The sequence below is a fragment of the Cryobacterium sp. Sr8 genome, from assembly GCF_004403225.1.
Classification (GTDB): Bacteria; Actinomycetota; Actinomycetes; order Actinomycetales; family Microbacteriaceae; genus Cryobacterium; species Cryobacterium psychrotolerans.
The window spans coordinates 74,217-91,158 of the sequence record NZ_SOHO01000026.1; the positions used below are offsets into that span (position 1 = coordinate 74,217).

General features: G+C 69.6%; 18 protein-coding genes. 7 read left to right on the plus strand and 11 right to left on the minus strand.

What is annotated here, in order from left to right; all coding sequences use genetic code 11:
• From dapE to E3T54_RS04215, 3 genes are all read left to right on the plus strand, one after another.
• The gene (gene dapE, locus E3T54_RS04205) at positions 1–1,119 is read left to right on the plus strand and encodes a succinyl-diaminopimelate desuccinylase (RefSeq protein ID WP_370254855.1); all 1,119 of its coding nucleotides are present in this window, start codon (positions 1–3) and stop codon (positions 1,117–1,119) included.
• Positions 1,120–1,128: 9 nt separating this feature from the next.
• Entirely contained in the window at positions 1,129–2,343 is a 1,215-nt protein-coding gene (locus E3T54_RS04210) for a hypothetical protein (protein ID WP_241977045.1), read from the plus strand.
• Between the two features lie 65 nt (positions 2,344–2,408).
• Positions 2,409–2,585, plus strand: a complete 177-nt coding sequence (locus tag E3T54_RS04215) for a DUF3117 domain-containing protein (protein ID WP_092325262.1) — start codon at positions 2,409–2,411, stop codon at positions 2,583–2,585.
• An 81-nt stretch (positions 2,586–2,666) separates the two neighbouring features.
• Here the strand turns inward: E3T54_RS04215 and E3T54_RS04220 are convergent, their stop codons facing one another.
• A complete protein-coding gene (locus E3T54_RS04220; RefSeq protein WP_092325248.1) occupies positions 2,667–3,299 on the minus strand; it encodes an O-methyltransferase in 633 nt (210 codons plus the stop codon).
• 86 nt (positions 3,300–3,385) lie between these two features.
• On the opposite strand from E3T54_RS04220, the gene E3T54_RS04225 reads away from it, so the two are divergent.
• Positions 3,386–3,778, plus strand: a complete 393-nt coding sequence (locus E3T54_RS04225) for a sec-independent translocase (protein ID WP_092325250.1) — start codon at positions 3,386–3,388, stop codon at positions 3,776–3,778.
• Positions 3,779–3,857: 79 nt separating this feature from the next.
• On the opposite strand, the gene E3T54_RS04230 is transcribed toward E3T54_RS04225, so the two are convergent.
• Genes E3T54_RS04230 through E3T54_RS04250 form a run of 5 tightly spaced genes read right to left on the minus strand, consistent with a single transcriptional unit; the run spans position 3,858 to position 8,917 of the window.
• Entirely contained in the window at positions 3,858–5,408 is a 1,551-nt protein-coding gene (locus E3T54_RS04230) for a succinic semialdehyde dehydrogenase (RefSeq protein WP_134474690.1), read from the minus strand.
• A gap of 55 nt (positions 5,409–5,463) precedes the next feature.
• Positions 5,464–5,853, minus strand: a complete 390-nt coding sequence (locus E3T54_RS04235) for a hypothetical protein (protein ID WP_134474691.1) — start codon at positions 5,851–5,853, stop codon at positions 5,464–5,466.
• A gap of 20 nt (positions 5,854–5,873) precedes the next feature.
• Positions 5,874–7,028, minus strand: a complete 1,155-nt coding sequence (locus E3T54_RS04240) for an Mrp/NBP35 family ATP-binding protein (RefSeq protein ID WP_241977046.1) — start codon at positions 7,026–7,028, stop codon at positions 5,874–5,876.
• Positions 7,021–7,590 (minus strand): DUF1003 domain-containing protein, encoded by a 570-nt coding sequence (locus E3T54_RS04245; RefSeq protein ID WP_134474692.1) that lies wholly within the window; start codon positions 7,588–7,590, stop codon positions 7,021–7,023. Before E3T54_RS04245 ends, E3T54_RS04240 begins: the two co-directional genes overlap by 8 nt.
• Positions 7,577–8,917 carry a magnesium transporter MgtE N-terminal domain-containing protein gene (locus tag E3T54_RS04250; RefSeq protein WP_134474693.1) on the minus strand — a complete coding sequence of 447 codons (1,341 nt, stop codon included), beginning with the start codon at positions 8,915–8,917 and terminating at the stop codon, positions 7,577–7,579. Before E3T54_RS04250 ends, E3T54_RS04245 begins: the two co-directional genes overlap by 14 nt.
• A gap of 56 nt (positions 8,918–8,973) precedes the next feature.
• Between E3T54_RS04250 and E3T54_RS04255 the strand changes: the two genes are divergently transcribed.
• The gene (locus E3T54_RS04255) at positions 8,974–9,663 is read left to right on the plus strand and encodes a general stress protein (RefSeq protein ID WP_241977047.1); all 690 of its coding nucleotides are present in this window, start codon (positions 8,974–8,976) and stop codon (positions 9,661–9,663) included.
• 120 nt (positions 9,664–9,783) lie between these two features.
• On the opposite strand, the gene E3T54_RS04260 is transcribed toward E3T54_RS04255, so the two are convergent.
• Positions 9,784–11,322 carry an aminopeptidase P family protein gene (locus tag E3T54_RS04260; RefSeq protein ID WP_134474694.1) on the minus strand — a complete coding sequence of 513 codons (1,539 nt, stop codon included), beginning with the start codon at positions 11,320–11,322 and terminating at the stop codon, positions 9,784–9,786.
• Positions 11,323–11,536: 214 nt separating this feature from the next.
• On the minus strand, positions 11,537–12,598 hold the full coding sequence (locus E3T54_RS04265) for an endonuclease/exonuclease/phosphatase family protein (protein ID WP_134474695.1): 1,062 nt from the start codon (positions 12,596–12,598) through the stop codon (positions 11,537–11,539).
• A 78-nt stretch (positions 12,599–12,676) separates the two neighbouring features.
• On the opposite strand from E3T54_RS04265, the gene E3T54_RS04270 reads away from it, so the two are divergent.
• The gene (locus E3T54_RS04270; RefSeq protein WP_134474696.1) at positions 12,677–13,546 is read left to right on the plus strand and encodes a PHP domain-containing protein; all 870 of its coding nucleotides are present in this window, start codon (positions 12,677–12,679) and stop codon (positions 13,544–13,546) included.
• A gap of 360 nt (positions 13,547–13,906) precedes the next feature.
• Here E3T54_RS04270 and E3T54_RS04275 read toward each other — a convergent pair whose 3' ends face one another.
• Positions 13,907–15,448, minus strand: coding sequence for a DEAD/DEAH box helicase (locus E3T54_RS04275; RefSeq protein ID WP_134474697.1), 1,542 nt, complete (start codon positions 15,446–15,448; stop codon positions 13,907–13,909).
• Positions 15,449–15,620: 172 nt separating this feature from the next.
• On the opposite strand from E3T54_RS04275, the gene E3T54_RS04280 reads away from it, so the two are divergent.
• Positions 15,621–16,337 carry a ferritin-like fold-containing protein gene (locus E3T54_RS04280; RefSeq protein ID WP_134474698.1) on the plus strand — a complete coding sequence of 239 codons (717 nt, stop codon included), beginning with the start codon at positions 15,621–15,623 and terminating at the stop codon, positions 16,335–16,337.
• Between the two features lie 58 nt (positions 16,338–16,395).
• Here E3T54_RS04280 and E3T54_RS04285 read toward each other — a convergent pair whose 3' ends face one another.
• Positions 16,396–16,704 (minus strand): hypothetical protein, encoded by a 309-nt coding sequence (locus E3T54_RS04285; RefSeq protein ID WP_092324115.1) that lies wholly within the window; start codon positions 16,702–16,704, stop codon positions 16,396–16,398.
• Between the two features lie 8 nt (positions 16,705–16,712).
• Positions 16,713–16,937: a DUF3107 domain-containing protein gene (locus E3T54_RS04290; RefSeq protein ID WP_134474699.1), complete on the minus strand. Its 225-nt coding sequence runs from the start codon at positions 16,935–16,937 to the stop codon at positions 16,713–16,715.
• Between the last annotated feature and the right edge of the window lie 5 nt (positions 16,938–16,942).

Sequence of the window (16,942 nt, forward strand, 5' to 3'; positions counted from 1 at the left end):
ATTAGTAGGGTGCCTCTCACTCCCGTGCCTCAGATCCCCGCGGCCCTGAACCTCGCCGCATCATCCATCGACATCACGCGTGAAATCTGCGACATGGAGTCGGTGTCCGGTAACGAGACCGGACTGGCCGACGCCATCGAGCGTACGCTCAGCGGCCTCGGCCACCTCGAAATCATCAGGGACGGCGACACCATCGTCGCCCGCACCAACCTCGGCCGGGCCCAGCGCGTCGTGATCGCCGGCCACATCGACACCGTGCCGCTGAACAACAACCTGCCGACCAGGTTCGAAACCGTCGACGGCGTGGATTATCTGTGGGGTCGCGGCACCGTCGATATGAAGGCCGGCGTCGCCGTGCAGCTCAAGCTCGCCGCGGAGCTCACCGACCCCATCGTCGACCTGACCTGGATGTGGTACGACCACGAGGAGGTTTCGGACGCGCTCAATGGCCTCGGCCGGCTCGCCCGCAATCGGCCCGATCTGTTCGAGGGGGACTTCGCGATCCTCGGCGAACCGAGCAACAGCCAGGTCGAAGGCGGTTGCAACGGGAACCTGCGCGTCGAAATCCGCACGTTCGGCCTGCGCGCGCATTCGGCGCGCAGCTGGGTGGGCGAGAACGCCATCCACAAGGTCACCCCCATTCTCGACACGCTCGCGAACTACGAGCCCCGCGCGGTGGAGGTCGAGGGACTGGTCTACCGCGAGGGCCTCAACGCCGTCGGCATCACCGGGGGTATCGCCGGCAACGTCATCCCCGACGAGTGCACGGTGCACATCAACTACCGGTTTGCCCCCAGCCGCTCGATCGAGGAGGCGCTGGCGCACGTGCACGAGCTGTTCCCCGGCTATGACATCACCGTCGTGGACTCCGCCGCCGGAGCCCGCCCCGGGCTCGACGCCCCGCTCGCCAAACAGTTCCTCGCCGCCGTCGGCGCGGAACCCCGGCCCAAGTACGGCTGGACGGATGTCGCGCGCTTCTCCGCCCTCGGGATCCCCGCCGTCAACTACGGTCCCGGCGACCCGCTCAAGGCCCACGCGGATGACGAACGGGTTGCCCTGCGGCAGATCACGGAGTGCGAAGACGGCCTCCGTTCCTGGTTGACCGCCTCCACCGACTAAGGGCCCGCGATGTCCGCCACCGCCGCCCAGACGCGAATCCCCGCGCGGTGGCGGGCCCGGTACCGGCTCACTCCGTGGTGGGCGAAGGTCGCCTTCGTCTGGGCCGCGTCCCGGCTGGTGACGACATCGCTCGTGCTCGCGATGGCGAACCTGCAGGAGGCCAACGCGTGGACGGGCGCCCGGCCGCGCTACGCCGACTTCGCGAACATGTGGGACGGCCGCTGGTACAACATCGTCGCGATCGGCGGCTACCCCTCGGTGCTGCCGGTCACGCCGGAGGGCCAGGTGGCGGAGAACGCCTGGGCGTTCATGCCCGGGTATCCGGCCGCCGTGCGGCTGCTGATGGAGGCCAGCGGTGCGGACTGGGCTCCCGTTGCCGTATTCGTGTCGGTGGCCTTCAGCCTCGGCTCGGCCCTGCTGTTCTACCGGCTGATGCGCCGGGTGCTGGACCACGGGACCGCGCTGTTCTCGGTCGTGCTGTTCTGCGTCGCCCCGCTCTCCCCGATTTTGCAGTTCGGCTACGCGGAATCGATGTACCTGTTCTTCCTCACCCTGGCGCTCTGCCTCCTGCTCGAGCGGCGCTACGCGGCGTTGTTCCCGGTGATCGCCGTGATGGCGCTGACCCGCCCGAGCGGCCTCGCCTTCGCGCTCGCCCTCGCGCTGCACGTGGCGTACCGCTGGATCACGAGGGGCCGGGACCCGTTCCCGCCCCGGGAACGGGTGCTGTCGGCATCCGTCGCCGTGTTCAGCGGGATCATCGGCCTCGCCTGGCCGCTCGCGGCGTGGGCGGTCACCGGGTCGCTCACGGCGTACACCGACACGGAGCTGGCCTGGCGGGCGCCGTATATCGGCTACCAGGAGCTCGTTCCGTTCACCGCCTGGTTCCAGAGCGGCGTCTGGTGGCTCGGGATGCCGCTGGGCATCGTCGCCGTGCTGGCGCTGATCCTGGCCTTCACGATGGTCATGTTCACGCCGGCCGTCCGGCGGCTCGGCGTGGACCTGAGGTTCTGGGTGGCCGGCTATGCGCTCTACCTGTTCGCCGTGTTCTTCCCGCAGTCGAGCACCTTCCGGTTGCTCGTGCCGCTGTTCCCCCTGCTCGGCGCGGTGGCCCAGCCTCGGAGTCGGCTGTACCGGGCCGGGGTCGTTCTGCTCTGCGTTGCCGGCCAGTGGGGCTGGCTCCTGATCTGCTGGAGGGTCGACGGCGCCGACTGGACACCCCCCTAATTACAGTCTTCGGGGCCCGATAGACGATAATGGAAGTTCAGAGGAATTGAATGAAAGGGGAGTTCATGGCTGCCATGAAGCCACGGACCGGGGATGGGCCTATGGAGGCCGTCAAAGAGGGCCGCCTGATTATTGTGCGGGTACCGCTTGAAGGCGGAGGTCGACTTGTCGTCTCCGTGAACGACGCCGAAGCGAAGGAGCTTCACGACGCACTTGCCGGGGTGGTCAGTTCGGCCGTCTAGGCCCGGTTGATTGCACCACGGATGTTCGGCCGCGCGGCTCTGCCGTGCGGCCGAACTCCGTTTAACGTGATGCGCGCTTCGTCAGGCGCGCAGCTTGGTGATCTGCAGCAGCCCGTCCCCGACGGGGGAGAGGGCGCTGATGACGGCCCGGGAGGACGCGATCTCGGTCAGCAGGGTGCGGAACCCGGTTGCCAGGTCGTCGCGCTGGGTCGGGTTCGCCACCCGTCCGCGCCAGAGGGCGTGGGCCACGAGCACGGTTCCGCCTGGCCTGGCCAGGCGGAGGGCGTGCTCAACGTATTCGATGACCGACTGCGGGTCGGCGTCGACGAAGACAATGTCGTAGGAACTCTCGTTCATCCGAGGCAGCACGTCGGCCGCCTTGCCGGTGATCAGGCGCACCCGGTTGGCGGGGATCCCCGCCTCGATGAAGTTCGCCCTGGCATGCTGCTGGTGGTCGATCTCCGTGTCGATGGACGTCAGCGTCGCGCCCGGGGCACCGGTGAGCAGCCAGATGCCGGAGACGCCGGCTCCCGTGCCTACCTCGAGGATGCTCCGCGCGCCGGTCGCCGCGGCGATCACGGCGGTCTGGGCGCCCACCGAGGGCGCGATCGCGTCGATGCCGAGCTCATGGGACTGCTGCCTCGCTTTGGAAAGCGCATCGCTTTCCACGACCAGGTCGTCGGAGAATTTCCAGTTCAGTTCAATGTCAGTCACGGCACAACTCCAGTAGGGGGTGCATCAAGACTACGTGGGAGCCTCGGCTGGTCCGGGGATGCCCCGCCGAGGGTTATTCTGAATAAATGTTCGGTCTGACCTTCGAGAAACTTCTCCTGATCGGGATCATCGCCGTCTTCCTGCTCGGGCCGGAGCGGCTCCCGCATTACGCGGCGCAATTGGGCCGCCTCGCGCGTCAGCTTCGGGACATGGCCAACGGGGCCAAGGACCGCATGCGCGACGAAATGGGCCCGGAGTTCGACGATCTGGACTGGAAGAAACTCGACCCGCGCCAGTACGACCCGCGCCGGATCATCCGGGAGGCGCTCGTCGACGACGCCCCCGAGAAAGAGGTGACGGCCACGGTTTCGCGCGCCGCGCCCAACCCGGACAGCGCCTACCTGCAGCGCAAGCGCGCCAGGGAGAACGCCGCCCTCACGCCCTCCGCCCCGGCCCCCTTCGACACCGAAGCCACCTAGAGCCGCCGAGATTGACGGTTCCGGTCGAATTCGGCTGGTGCGCCGGTCAAAGTCGACCGGAACTGTCAAGGTGGACGGGTCAGCGGCGGCGGATGGCCTTGAGCACGACCGCGAGCAGCAACAGCGGACCGGCCAGCCGGGCGAACTCGCGGCCGAGCCGGGGCAGCTGGAGCAGGCCGGTCGCGTGCGAAACCGTGGTCGCGTCGACGAACCGGAGCAGGCCTTCCGGACCGTTGCGCCGGCCCAGGCCCGAGTGCTTGACCCCGCCCATCGGAGCGTCCACCGAGGAAAACGATCCCCGGTAGCCCTCGTTGACATTGACGCTGCCGGCCTCCATCGCGGACGCCACGCGGAGCCCGCGGCCGGTCGAACCGGAGAACACCGATGCGTTGAGCCCGAACTCGCTGTCATTGGCCACGAGGATTGCCTCCTGCTCGGAGTCGACGACCGACACGGCCACGACCGGACCGAAGGTTTCGTTCGCGTAGCAGTGCATGTCGGGGGTGACCCCGCTGAGCACGGTCGGTTCGAAGAAGAGCGGTCCGATGTCGGGGCGCGCCCGCCCGCCGGCCTCGAGCGTCGCGCCCTTGGCGAGGGCATCCTGCACATGCGCGGTCACCCGCTCGAGCTGGGCCTGGCTGGTGAGGGATCCCACGTCGGCGGTGTAGTCGAACCCGGCGCCGAGGATCAACGACTCCGTCCGGACCACGAACTCGCGCAGGAAGTCCGCGGCCACGCCGCGCTCGACGTAGATGCGCTCGATGGACACGCAGAGCTGGCCCATCGAGGAAAAACAGGCGTAGGCGGCATCCGCCGCGGCCTTCGCCGGGTCGACGTCGTCGAGCACGATCAGCGGGTTGTTGCCGCCGAGTTCGAGCGACACACCGATCAGGTTCTCGGCCGCCTGCACCGCGACGCTCCTGCCGGTCGCCGTTGAACCGGTGAAGCAGATGTAGTCCGCCTGGTTCGTCACGGCGCCGCCGATCTCGGCGCCGTCACCCGTGACGACCGCCCAGAGGGCGGCGGGGACCCCGGCGTCGATGAACGCTCGCCGCAACGCGAGGATGCTCAGTGCGCCCTGGCTGTCGGCCTTCTGCACCACTGCGCAGCCGGCGGCCAGGGCGGGGACGACGTCCATCGCAGCGAGGCTGAGCGGGAAGTTCCACGGCGTGATGACCCCGACGACGCCCTTGGGCCGGAACTGCACACGGGTGCCGACCACGAGGGGGATGGCGGCCCGGCGGCGCCCGCCGCGCAACACGGTGCGGGCGGAGAGCGCGTTGTACCGGGTGATGCTGGCGGCCTGGAAGACCTCCTCGAAGGCCTGGCCGCGGGTCTTCCCCGTCTCGGTCTGCACCGCGTCGAGCAGGAGCTCCCGGCGTTTGAGGACGAGGTCGTGTGCGCGCAGCAGGATCGCCCGGCGGCGGGCGAACCCGACCCTGGCCCAGGCCAGCTGGGCCAGCCGGGCGCTCGAATACGCCTCGCTGACGTCGTCGTGGGTGCTCACCGGCAGCCGGTGCAGCACCTCGCCGCTGAACGGGGCGATCACGTCGACGGTTGTCCCCGAGGTGGAGGCGATGTCGCGGTCGAGGTCGGTGATCAGCGGTCGATCAAGCGTGGTGGCAGGCATGCGGGCCAGTCTAGGGGCGAGCGGCCCGCCCGCCGGATGGCGCCCCGGACGGTTCTCAGAGCGTGGCGGATTCGACCGTCTCGGTGAGCCTCGAGTGCGGGTTGATCGTGATCGCGGCAGCCGGGCCCTTCCACAGCTCATCGAGCGCCGCGCCCATCCGTTCTCCGGCCTCGCGGGAGTCGAAGTCGAGTTCGACCATCACCGACCCGGCGTCACCGACGGGCCGCCTGACCCGGTACGCGGTGACGCCCGAGCCTTTCCGGTCGACGGGATCCGCGTCGAACATACGCTTCCACGCGTCGTAGTCGGTCACGGTGTGTTCGATGTGCAGGGTGAACATGCGGATGTCCTCGCTTCCGTCGGCACGGGTCGGCCGACCTGGCGCCAGCGTAGCCCCGCCGGTGGACGCGCGCAGCGGTTGCTCGGCCTCCGCGGCGAGCGGCATCCGTCTTCTCGGGCGGGCTTTTATTTCGGCGAGATGCCCAGGCTGCGGCCGGAGAGCCCCCGGCCCCGGGTGGCGAGCCGCTCGGCCACCGCGCGAATGGCTACGGCGGCGGGATCGGCGGGGTCGCCGAGCACGACCGGCACGCCCCGGTCGCCGCCGGAACGCAGGGGCACGCTGAGCGGCACCTGCGCGAGCAGGGGCACGGGCGCTTCCTGGTTCGAGGAGAGGCGCCTGGCGACCTCGGCGCCGCCGCCGGAGCCGAAGAGTTCGAGCACCGTGCCGTCGGGCTGCGGCAGCCCGGACATGTTCTCGATCACGCCGTAGACGCTCTGGCCGGTCTGGCGGGCGACGACGCCGCTGCGCTCGGCGACCTCGGCGGCCGCCGGCTGCGGCGTGGTGACGACGATGACCTCGGCGTGGGGGAGCAGCTGGCCCACGGTGATCGCCACGTCGCCGGTTCCGGGAGGCAGGTCGAGCAGCAGGATGTCCAGGTCGCCGAAGTACACGTCGGTGAGGAACTGCTGGATCGTGCGGTGCAGCATCGGCCCGCGCCAGGCCACGGCCACCGACGCGTCCTCGACGAACATGGCGATCGAGATGACCTTCACGTCGTAGGCGATCGGCGGCAGGATCATGTCGCCGACCTGGGTCGGCTTGACCGCGCTGCCCGTTCGGGCTCCGTCCGTGGGCTCGGCGACGAGCCCGAGCAGGCCCGGGATCGAGAACCCGTGCACATCCGCGTCGACGATGCCGACCCGCAGGCCCTGCGCGGCCAGCGCGACGGCCAGGTTGGCGGTGATCGTGGACTTGCCGACGCCTCCCTTTCCGCTCGTGATCGCGTAGACGCGGGTCAGCGACTCCGGCCCGAACTGGGTGACGCGGGCCGCCTTGCCGCCGCGCAGTTTTTCGGTCAGGGCCTGGCGCTGCTCCCGGGTCATGACGCCGACCTCGACCGAGGCCCGACCTTCGCCGGCGACGGATTCCGCGGCCCGGAGCACATCGCGTTCGATCTTCTGCGCGGCGGGGCAGCCGGCGATCGTCAGCCGGATCGCCACGGTCACCCGGCCGTCGTCGGCGACCGTGACGCCCTCCACCATGTCCAGCTCGGTGATCGGCTTGCGGATCTCCGGGTCGATCACCCGGGCGAGCGCCGCGTAGACCGCGTCGCTATTCACCCCGGGGACGTTCCTCGCGGTCCCGCTCTGCCGCTTCGCTGCGCCGCGCTCGCCGGGCCTGTTCGTCACGCTGTTCGAGGTTCTCCAGCACGGAACGCAGTTCGGCCCGGAGGAAGTCCTTCGACGCGAGGTCCTTCATCGCCAGTCGCAGGGCGACGACCTCCCGCGCCAGATATTCGGTGTCGGCGAGGTTGCGTTCGGCCCGCTGCCGGTCCTGTTCGATCTGCACCCGGTCGCGGTCGTCCTGGCGGTTCTGCGCCAGCAGGATCAGGGGAGCGGCGTAGGAGGCCTGCAGGGAGAGAACCAGGGTGAGCGCGATGAAGCCAAGTTCGATGGAGTCGAAGCGCAGCGGGGCGGGGGAGAGGGTGTTCCAGGTGACCCAGGCGGCCACGAACAGGGTCAGCCCGAGAAGGAACCAGGGGGTACCCATTCCGCGGGCGATCGCCTCGGTGAACCGCCCGAAGCGGTCGCTGCCCCGGCCGAGGCCCAAGCCTCCGAGCCCCCGGGAACGCAGGCCCTTGGGTGCGTCGAGCCGCTGCTCCGCGCGGTTAGCCCTGGCCATGGCCGCTGTCCTTCCCGCCGGGCAGGGGGATGCTTCCGGTCTTCAGCTCGCTGCGCACCGCGGCGCGCCGGCGCACTTCCTCGGTGCCGTCATGGCTGCGCCAGTCGTCGGGGAGCAGATAGTCGAGCACGTCGTCGATCGTGACCACACCGACCAGGCGGTGGTTCTCGTCGACGACGGGCACCGACACGAGGTCGTAGCTGGCGAGGATGCGCGACACCTCGGCCGCCGAGGTTTCGGCGGTGACGGGCTCGAGGCCGAGGTCGAGCAGGGTGCCGAGGCGCTCGTGCGGCGGGTAGCGCAGCATCCGCTGGAAATGCACCATGCCGAGGAAGCGACCGGTCGGCGGCTCGTACGGCGGCAGGGTGACGCAGATCGCCGCGCCGAGGGCGGGCGCCAGGTCGTGGCGACGGATGAGCGCGAGCCCCTCGGCCACGGTGGCGTCGGCCGACACGATGATCGGCTCGGTGGTCATCAGTCCGCCGGCGGTGTCCGGGGCGTAGGTGAGCAGGAAGCGCACATCGTCTGCCTCCTCCGGCTCCATCAGGTCGAGCAACTGCTCGCCGCGCTCTGACGGAAGCTGGGCGATCAGGTCGGCCGCGTCATCCGGCTGCATGTGGTCGAGAACCTCGGCGGCGCGGGCGTCGCCGAGCCGGGTCAGGATGCCCACCTGCTCGCTCTCGGGCATCTCCTCGAGCACATCGGCGAGGCGGCCGTCGGGCAGCTCGCCGGCCACCTCGAACATGCGCTCCCGCGGCAGGTCGAGCAGCGTGTTCGCGAGGTCGGCGGGCTTGAGCTCGGAGTACGTGGCGATGAGCTGCTCGGCCGACTGGGCCTGGCCCACCGTCGACTTCTCGCGCACCTCGCCCCAGGTGACGAAGGCCGTCGCGCCCTTGGCGAAGGGGGATGCGCTCGTCCTGGGGCGCCGGACGAAGAGCTGGCTGATCGCCCAGTCGCCCTGGCTGCTCGGACCGCTCTGCTCGATCGCGACGTCCTCGACCGTCGCGTCGCCGGAGCCGTCGTCGAAGGCGACCTTGCGGCCGAGCATCTCGGCGATGACGCGCACTTCGCCGCCGCGCTGTTCGAAGCGTCGCACGTTGATCAGGCCGGTGGTGATGATCTGGCCCGAGCCCATGCTGGTCACCCGGCCGATCGAGACGAACACGCGGCGCTTGCCGGGAATTTCGACGATCAGGCCGACGACTCGGGGCGGGTCGTTTTTTCGGTAGACCACCAGAACATCGCGCACCTTGCCCACGCGGTCGCCCGCGGGGTCGAAGACGGTGCATCCGGCCAGGCGGGCGACGAAGACTCTGGTGGCACTCACAGTACAAATCTAGGCCACTCACCAGCTAATCCCTGCGAGCGTGGAACAATGGCGGCATGAGTAATCAAAGCCCCTGGTCCTCCCGCTCGGCGGTGCTCTTCCCGGTCCTGCCGAAGGGCGAGGTCCTGGCCACCTTCGAGACCTACAACGAGGCGCAGCAGGCGGTCGAGAAGCTCGCCGTGTCGGACTTCCCGGTGAAGCAGCTCTCCATCGTCGGCAACGACCTCAAGAGCGTCGAACGGGTGACCGGCAAGCTCACCTACGGCAAGGTCGCACTCGCCGGAGCGGCATCCGGAGCCTGGATGGGGATCTTTTTCGGGGTGCTGTTCTTCATCTTCTCGCCGACCGGTTCCAGCCTGCCGTTCGTGGCCGCCGCGCTGCTGATCGGTGCCGGTTTCGGGATGTTCTTCAGCCTGGTCAGCTATGCGCTGAACCGTCGCCGCCGCGACTTCACCTCGACGATGCAGGTGATCGCGAGCAACTATCAGATCATCGTCGAGCCGAGCCTGGTCAACCGGGCGCGCAACCTGCTGGCCGGGATCGCGGATGGCGGGGCGCACGCGGCCGCGCCGCATCCGGCGGAGGCAACCCGGCCCACCGAGCCGCCCGCTGCCGGAACCGAGCCGCCCGCTGCCGGCACCGAGCCGCCGGCCGCCGGGCCGCCGGCCGCCGAGCCGCCCAGGTACGGCGTCCAGACTTCCGCGCCCGAATCCGCGCCCGACTTCGAGCCGCCCGCGAAGCCGTGAGCGAAGCCGCCGGCGACGCCCGTTCCGGCCGGTAACCTCCGCCGAACTGTGAGTTTGGCACCTTCGTTGCGCCTGGGAAGGTGCCAAACTCACAGTTCGGCGGGTCGGGGTCGGGCGCGACTAGGACGTGAGGGTGGCGATCCAGGTCTCGACGTCGGCGGCGGTGCGCGGGATCGCGGCGGAAAGGTTCTCCGCACCGTCCGCGGTCACGACGATGTCGTCTTCGATCCGCACGCCGATGCCGCGGTACTCGGCGGGAACGGTGAGATCGTCCGACTGGAAATACAGGCCTGGCTCGATGGTGAACACCATGCCGGCTTCGATCACGCCGTCCATGTACATCTCGCGCCGCGCCTGCGCGCAGTCGTGCACGTCGAGACCGAGGTGGTGGCTCGTGCCGTGCACCATGTAGCGGCGGTGGTGGCCGTTCTCGGGCTGCAGCGCCTCCTCGGCCGTGACCGGGAGCATGCCCCACTCGGCGGTGCGGCGGGCGATGACGGCCATTGCGGCGGCGTGCACTTCTCGGAACACGATGCCGGGGCGGACGACGGCGAAGGCGGCATCCGCTGCCTCGAGCACGGCGTCGTAGACGCGGCGCTGCACCTCGCTGAAGCTGCCGTTGACCGGCAGGGTGCGGGTGATGTCTGCGGTGTAGTAGCTGTCGAGTTCGACGCCGGCGTCGAGCAGGATCATGTCGCCCGGCACGACGGGGCCGTCGTTGCGGGTCCAGTGCAGGATGCAGGCGTGCGGGCCGGAGGCCGCGATCGTGTCGTAGCCGACCGCGTTGCCGTCGACCCGGGCGCGCGTGTTGAACACGCCTTCCACGAGGCGCTCGCCGCGCTGGTGCGTGCTCGACCGGGGCAGGTCACTGATGACGTCGTCGAAGCCGCGCCCGGTGGCCGCGACGGCGAGGCGCATCTGCTCGATCTCGTACGAGTCCTTGACGAGGCGCAGCTCCGACAGGTCGCGGGCGAGCTGCTTGTCCGGGTCGTGCTCGGCGTTGACCTCGAGGCTGAACGGCGAGTCGGAGGCGTTCATGCTGAGCACCTTGTCGGCGGCGAACCGGAGGCGGGCCTCGTCTACTTCTTCGGTGAATTCGGGATCCGCGCCGCGTACGACGAGGGTCTCGCTGTCGACGGACCGGAGCACGGACTCGAGCTCGGCGATGCCGCGCACGGCCAGGCCGAGGTCGGCCGAAACCTGCTCGATCGACGGCCGCGGGCCGATCCAGAACTCGCCGATCTCGGCGTTGGCATAGAACTCGTCGGAGTCGCGACCCGCGGCCTCGCGGAAGTACAGGGTCGCCTCGTGGCCGGCGGCGGTCGGCTCGAGCACGAGCACGGCGCCCGGCTCGGCGTCGGCGCCCCAGCCGGTGAGGTGCGCGAAGGCCGAGTGGGCACGGAAGGCGTAGTCGGTGTCGTTCGAGCGCTGCTTGAGACGACCGGCGGGGATGACCAGGCGCTGTCCCGGGTACAGCGCGGACAGGCGTGCGCGGCGGGCCGCGGCAAACGGAGCCTGCTCCCGGGCCGTGGGGACCGCGTCAGTGCGGTCCGCCCACTGGCTGGAGATATATGACTTGAAGACGTCCGAATTCGGTGTGGTGGAGCGGTTCTCGTTCGAACGGGGGACGGGGGTGATCACAGTGTCGGTAGAGGCCATTGCGCCATTCTCCCACTGCTCGTCGGGCATCCGCTGAGCGCGGGCCCCTGCCTCCGCCCGTGCCTCGGCCCGTGCCTCGGCCCGTGCCTCTCGCCGAACTGTGAGTTTGGCACCTTCGTGGCCGCCGGGAAGGTGCCAAACTCACGGTTCGGCGGCATAGGGGGCGGCGGCGGCGGCGCGACGGCAGCGGCGGCGCGGCGCGGGGACGCGCGGGTCAGGGGGCGAGGGAGAGGGTGGCGACGATCGGACGGTGGTCGCTGCCGGAGGCGTCCCGCGAGCCGATCACGCTCATGCTGTCGACCTGCCAGTTCGGGGTCGTGAGCACGTGGTCGATGGGGCTCCCCAGCAGCTTCGGCGCTGAGGCCGGCCAGGTGCCGACGGCCGCAGATCCGGCCGACAACGCGGCATCCCGGCAGTCGCCCAAAACGGCCGAGTCGACCGGAGCCCTACCGGCCATGTGGTCGATCGTCGCGTTGAAATCCCCGGCCATGATGATGTCGTCGCCGGTGCACTGGGTGGCCAGCCAGTCCAGGTCGGAGCGCCAGTTCGACATTTCGAACTGGATCGGCGAGACGGCGTGCACGGCGATCACCGTCGGTCCCTTCCCGTCGGTCGGGGCGGCGACGACGGTCGGCAGCACGTTGGTGTTGCCCGGCGGGCCGGAGCCCGCGGCGCTGGTCACCTCGTAGTCGCCGAGTTCCGGGCTGATCAGCAGCGTCGTCGATCGCGCCTTCGAGACGAGGTCGAAGGCGACGGTGTGCACCCACATCGGCCGCCCGCTGACGCGCATCGCCTCGGCGATGGCCACACCGGTCTTCTCGGTCGTCTCGGGCAGGGTGAGGATGTCGGCATCCTGCTCGAGGGCCAGCTTCGCGATCTCCTCGGCCCCGGGCGCGTCCCCGAGGGTGTTCCAGCTGAGCACGGTGACGCGCTGGGCCGTGCCTGCCTCATTGGCCGGAGACCCGGTCTCGGCCGCGGCCGGCACCGCGGCATCCGGTCCGATGCCCCGCGAAGCCACAATGGCGAGGTTCGCAACGCCGAACACGAGGAGGGCCGCCACGAGCAGCCCGGCCAGGGCGCGCAGGGGGCGGAAGAGCATGATCAGCAGCAGTACGACCACGAGCGCGGCCGCGCCGACGAGCATGAGGCCGCGCAGCGACACCGCGTGGGCGATGATCCAGGTGTTCTGCAGCCCGAAGAATTGCGGCCAGCTGAGGATCAGCAGGGCGACGGAGGCCCCGATGACAATCAGGGCGCTGAGGAATCGGGTAGGCATGGCCTGTTCAGGCTAGGCGAGATTGCTGAAAGTCGGCTTAGCCACGCCCCGGCCGTCCCGCCCAACTAGCATGGGGACATGGCAGGCGCGCGGCGTTTCAGGGGTCCCATTGACCTGCACACCCACTCCAGCGTCTCGGACGGCACGGAGACCCCGTCCCAGTTGATCCGGGCGGCCGCGGCGGCCGGCCTCGGCACGGTCGCGCTGACCGACCACGACTCGACCGCCGGCTGGCCCGAGGCCGCCCGGATGGCCGGCGAAGTGGGCATCACGCTCATCCGCGGCATGGAGTTCAGCACCCGCGAGCGCTTCACCAGCGTGCACCTGCTGGCCTACCTGTTCGACCCGTCGGATGCCGGAATCGTTGCGGAGACGGCACGGATCCGCTCGGCGCGACTCACCCGGGCCGAGCAGATGGTGGAGCGGATCGGGGCCGACTACGAGCTGACCTGGGAGGATGTCCTCGCGCAGACGACGGAGGGCGCCACGGTCGGCCGCCCGCACATCGCCGACGCGCTGGTCGCGCGCGGCCTGGTCCTCACCCGCAGCGAGGCCTTCGCCGGCATCCTGCACTGGGAGGCCGGGTACTACCAGCCGCACTACGCTCCCGATCCGCTCTTCGCGATTCGCCTGGTTCGGGCGGCCGGCGGAGTACCGGTGCTCGCGCATCCGGCGACGCGCGGGTTGGCGCACATGCTGCCGGAGAAGCGGCTCGCGGAAATGGTCGAGGCGGGGCTGTTCGGACTCGAGCTGGAGCACCGGGAAAACGAGCCGGCTGCCAAGGCGCGCCTGTACGAGCTGGCGGCCAAGTACGGACTGGCCGTGACCGGGTCGAGCGACTACCACGGCACCGGCAAGCCGAACCGGCTGGGCGAGAACACGACGTCGTCCGAGGTGCTCGAGCAGATCATCGAGCAGGGAACGGGCACCCCGCCGATCTACGGCTGACGCGGTCGCCCGGCCGCGCGCGTCACCATCCGTTGAGATGCGGAGAAAGTACCTTCGTTGGCGCTGGGAAGGTGCTTTGTCCGCAACTCAGATTCGTTGCGCTGGCGGATGCGCGAGTGCTGCTGCACTCTGCCTGCTGCCTGCTGCCTTCAGTGTCGTCAGCCCGCGCGCAATGGGTCGCGAGGTGTCTCATGGTTGAGATGCGGAGAAAGTACCTTCGTTGGCGCTGGGAAGGTACTTTGTCCGCGACTCAGTTGCGCGGCGGGTGCGGGTGCGGGTGCGGAGAAACCACCCTCCCTGGCGCCGGGAGGGTGGTTTCTCGCAACCCAGTTGCGGCTGGGTGAGGGAGAGACGGCCGGTCTAGACCGCACCGGTGCTGCCGGCCTGCGGCGAGCGGCGACGGCTGCGGCTGCGGCGCCGGGGAGCGCTGTTGCCGTCGTGGTGCTCGGCGCCTCCGCCATCGTGGGTGCCGGCCGCCGGCGTGGCCGCGGGGGCATCCGGGTTGGTGCTGCTGCTGACCCTGGTGCGGGTGCGGGGCGGACGGCCGCCGGCCACGTCGCCGGAGCGCCCGTGGTCTGAACGGCCTGAGTCGGAACGGCCCGAGTCGGAACGGCCCGCACCGGCGGAGCGACCGGCGCCACCGGAGCGGCCCGCGCCACCGGAGCGGCCGGAGTCCGAGCGACCCCCAGCGGCGCCGGCGACGACCTCCTTGATCGGGGTGGCCCGCAGGCGGCCCTTGGAGCCGACCGGGATGTTCAGGTCGGTGAAGAGGTGCGGCGAGGACGAGTACGTCTCCATCGGCACGGGGGTGCCGAAGTCGAGCGCCTTGTTGATGAGCGTCCACTTGTGCATGTCGTCCCAGTCGACGAAGGTCACGGCGATGCCGGTCTTGCCGGCGCGGCCGGTGCGGCCGACACGGTGCAGGTACGCCTTGTCGTCTTCGGGGATGGTGTGGTTGATCACGTGGGTGACGTCTTCGACGTCGATGCCGCGGGCGGCGACATCCGTGGCAATCAGGATGTCCTTCTTGCCGGCCTTGAACGAGGCCATGGCGCGTTCGCGCTGTTCCTGGTTCAGGTCGCCGTGCACGGCGGTGGCGTTGAAGCCGCGGTCGCCGAGCTCCTCGACGAGCTTCGCGGCGGCGCGCTTGGTGCGGGTGAAGATGACGGTCTTCCCGCGGCCGTCGGCCATCAGGATGCGGCCGATCACCTCGTCCTTGTCCATGTTGTGCGCGCGGTAGACCAGGTGCTCGATGTTGGCCTGCATCAGGCCTTCGTCGGGGTCGGTGGCGCGGATGTGGATGGGCCGGTTCATGAAGCGGCGCGCGAGGGCGACGATCGGGCCGGGCATCGTGGCCGAGAACAGCATGGTGTGGCGGGTGGCCGGGGTCTGGGCGAAGAGCTTCTCGATGTCGGCGAGGAAGCCGAGGTCGAGCATCTTGTCGGCCTCGTCGAGCACCATTTCCTGCACGTTGGCGAGGCTCAGCAGGCGCTGGCTGGCGAGGTCGAGCAGGCGTCCGGGGGTTCCGACGACGATCTGCGCGCCGGCCTTGAGGGCCTCGATCTGGCCTTCATAGGCCTTGCCGCCGTAAATGGAGACGATCGTGGTGTCGCGGTTCTTCGCGGCGAGCTCGAGGTCTTCGGAGACCTGCACGCACAGCTCGCGGGTCGGCACGACGACGAGCGCCTGCACTCCGGGCGCCGGGTTGAGGCCGAGGCGCTGGATGAGGGGGAGGCCGAAGCCGAAGGTCTTGCCGGTGCCGGTCTTGGCCTGGCCGATGATGTCCTGGCCGCTGAGGGCGAGGGGGATGGTCTGCACCTGGATGGGGAACGGTTCCAGGATGCCCTTGTCGGCGAGAGCCTGAACCATGTCCTGATCGATATTGAGTTCGGAGAAAGTCACGAATGTATGCCTGTCATTAGCTTGAAGCGGGATGCGCCCGTCTTTTCCTTCAGGCGCACTGCCACCGATCCATGCCGATGGCGTGAGTCCAGCTTACCGGGCGGCCGCTGGGAACCGGCCTTGACGGGGCTCCGGCGCTGCGCGGCGCGTCGAGCTGTCCTAAGCTGAGCCCGTGATCTCGTGGTTTGGTAAGCGTCCGAAGCGGTCGGAGACACCCCGGCTGAGCGCCCGCAGGGTGAAGCAGTCGACGACGAAAGTCGACATCAGCGACCTCACGCCGCGGGTGATGCCCTACCTCGGCCAGGCCGCCTACTTCGAGCTTGCCGTGTTCGAGAGCCTCGCCTCCGCGGTCGCAACCGCGCCGGACCTGGCAGCGAGGGAGGGCCTGAGCGCCGCAGCGGGCCGCGCGCTCTCCAAGCACCACGGCCTGATTAACGAGATCCGCCAGCGCGGAGGCGAGCCCGCCGTGGAGATGGGCCCGTTCGCGCCCGCGCTCGACCTCTACCGACAGAAGACCACCGGCGCCGACTGGCCCGAGGTGCTGCTCAGCTGCTATCTCACCGGCGGACTGCTCGACGACTTCTTCATCCGGCTGGCCGACGGATTGCCCGGCGACGTCGGCCCTCGGATCGCGCACCTGCTCGGCGAGGATGCCGGCACCGAGGTGCTCGTGCACGAGCTCAAGGCTGCGATCAATGCTGATCCGACCCTGGCCTCACGCCTGGCCATGTGGGGTCGACGGCTCGTGGGGGACACCCTGCTGGTCGCTCGGTCGGCGATGGCGTTGTCGTCCGCATCGGGCACCGAAGAGTCCCGGATCGAGCCGGTCTTCACCGAACTCATCGCGGCGCACACCCGCCGGATGGACGGGCTGGGACTCACGGCCTGACGCGCCGGTCGAAAGCCTGACGCGCCGACCGAATGCCTGACGCGCCGCCCGGAATAACTCAGGCGGTGTGCGCGGCCTCGGCCGTCGTAAGGCGCTGCTGCATTTCCCGGTCGGCGTGTTCGCGCCGTCGGTGCAGCACGATGTCCACCGCGACCGAGGCCGTGGCCGACAGGCCGAGGGTGACCCACCAGATCCAGCCACCGTCCCAGTTCCAGCCGAGCCAGGTCAGGGCGACCCAGACGACGGATGCGACAATCGTTCCGACCGCGGGCACCAGCACGGCCCCGTGGAAGTCACGACCGGGCAGAAGGTACCGTGCGGCCAGCCCGAGAATGGCCCCGCCGAGGGCCACGAACAGGAGTTCCACGGCTGCTGCTAGGCGACGAAGCCGACGCGGCGGGAGGTCTCAGAGCCCAGCTCGACATAGGCGAGGCCGATCGTGGGAATGATGTAGACCTTTCCCTTGTCGTCGGAGAGCTTCAGGTAGCCGGTGGACCCGGCGAGAGCCTTGGCCACCGTTTCCTCGATCTCGGCCGCCGGCTGCGATGTCTCGAAACCGATCTCACGGGGAGAGTTGAAGATGCCAATACGGATATCCACCAGAT

Bases quoted from the DNA above. Each gene is read 5' to 3' on its own strand.
- E3T54_RS04215 (WP_092325262.1), top strand. From the start codon at position 2,409: ATGGCTGCCATGAAGCCACGGACCGGGGATGGGCCTATGGAGGCCGTC.
- E3T54_RS04270 (WP_134474696.1), top strand. From the start codon at position 12,677: ATGGCAGGCGCGCGGCGTTTCAGGGGTCCCATTGACCTGCACACCCAC.
- E3T54_RS04255 (WP_241977047.1), top strand. From the start codon at position 8,974: ATGAGTAATCAAAGCCCCTGGTCCTCCCGCTCGGCGGTGCTCTTCCCG.
- E3T54_RS04230 (WP_134474690.1), bottom strand. From the start codon at position 5,408: ATGCCTGCCACCACGCTTGATCGACCGCTGATCACCGACCTCGACCGC.
- E3T54_RS04245 (WP_134474692.1), bottom strand. From the start codon at position 7,590: ATGGCCAGGGCTAACCGCGCGGAGCAGCGGCTCGACGCACCCAAGGGC.
- E3T54_RS04265 (WP_134474695.1), bottom strand. From the start codon at position 12,598: ATGCCTACCCGATTCCTCAGCGCCCTGATTGTCATCGGGGCCTCCGTC.
- E3T54_RS04225 (WP_092325250.1), top strand. From the start codon at position 3,386: ATGTTCGGTCTGACCTTCGAGAAACTTCTCCTGATCGGGATCATCGCC.
- E3T54_RS04235 (WP_134474691.1), bottom strand. From the start codon at position 5,853: ATGCCGCTCGCCGCGGAGGCCGAGCAACCGCTGCGCGCGTCCACCGGC.
- E3T54_RS04210 (WP_241977045.1), top strand. From the start codon at position 1,129: ATGTCCGCCACCGCCGCCCAGACGCGAATCCCCGCGCGGTGGCGGGCC.
- E3T54_RS04260 (WP_134474694.1), bottom strand. From the start codon at position 11,322: ATGGCCTCTACCGACACTGTGATCACCCCCGTCCCCCGTTCGAACGAG.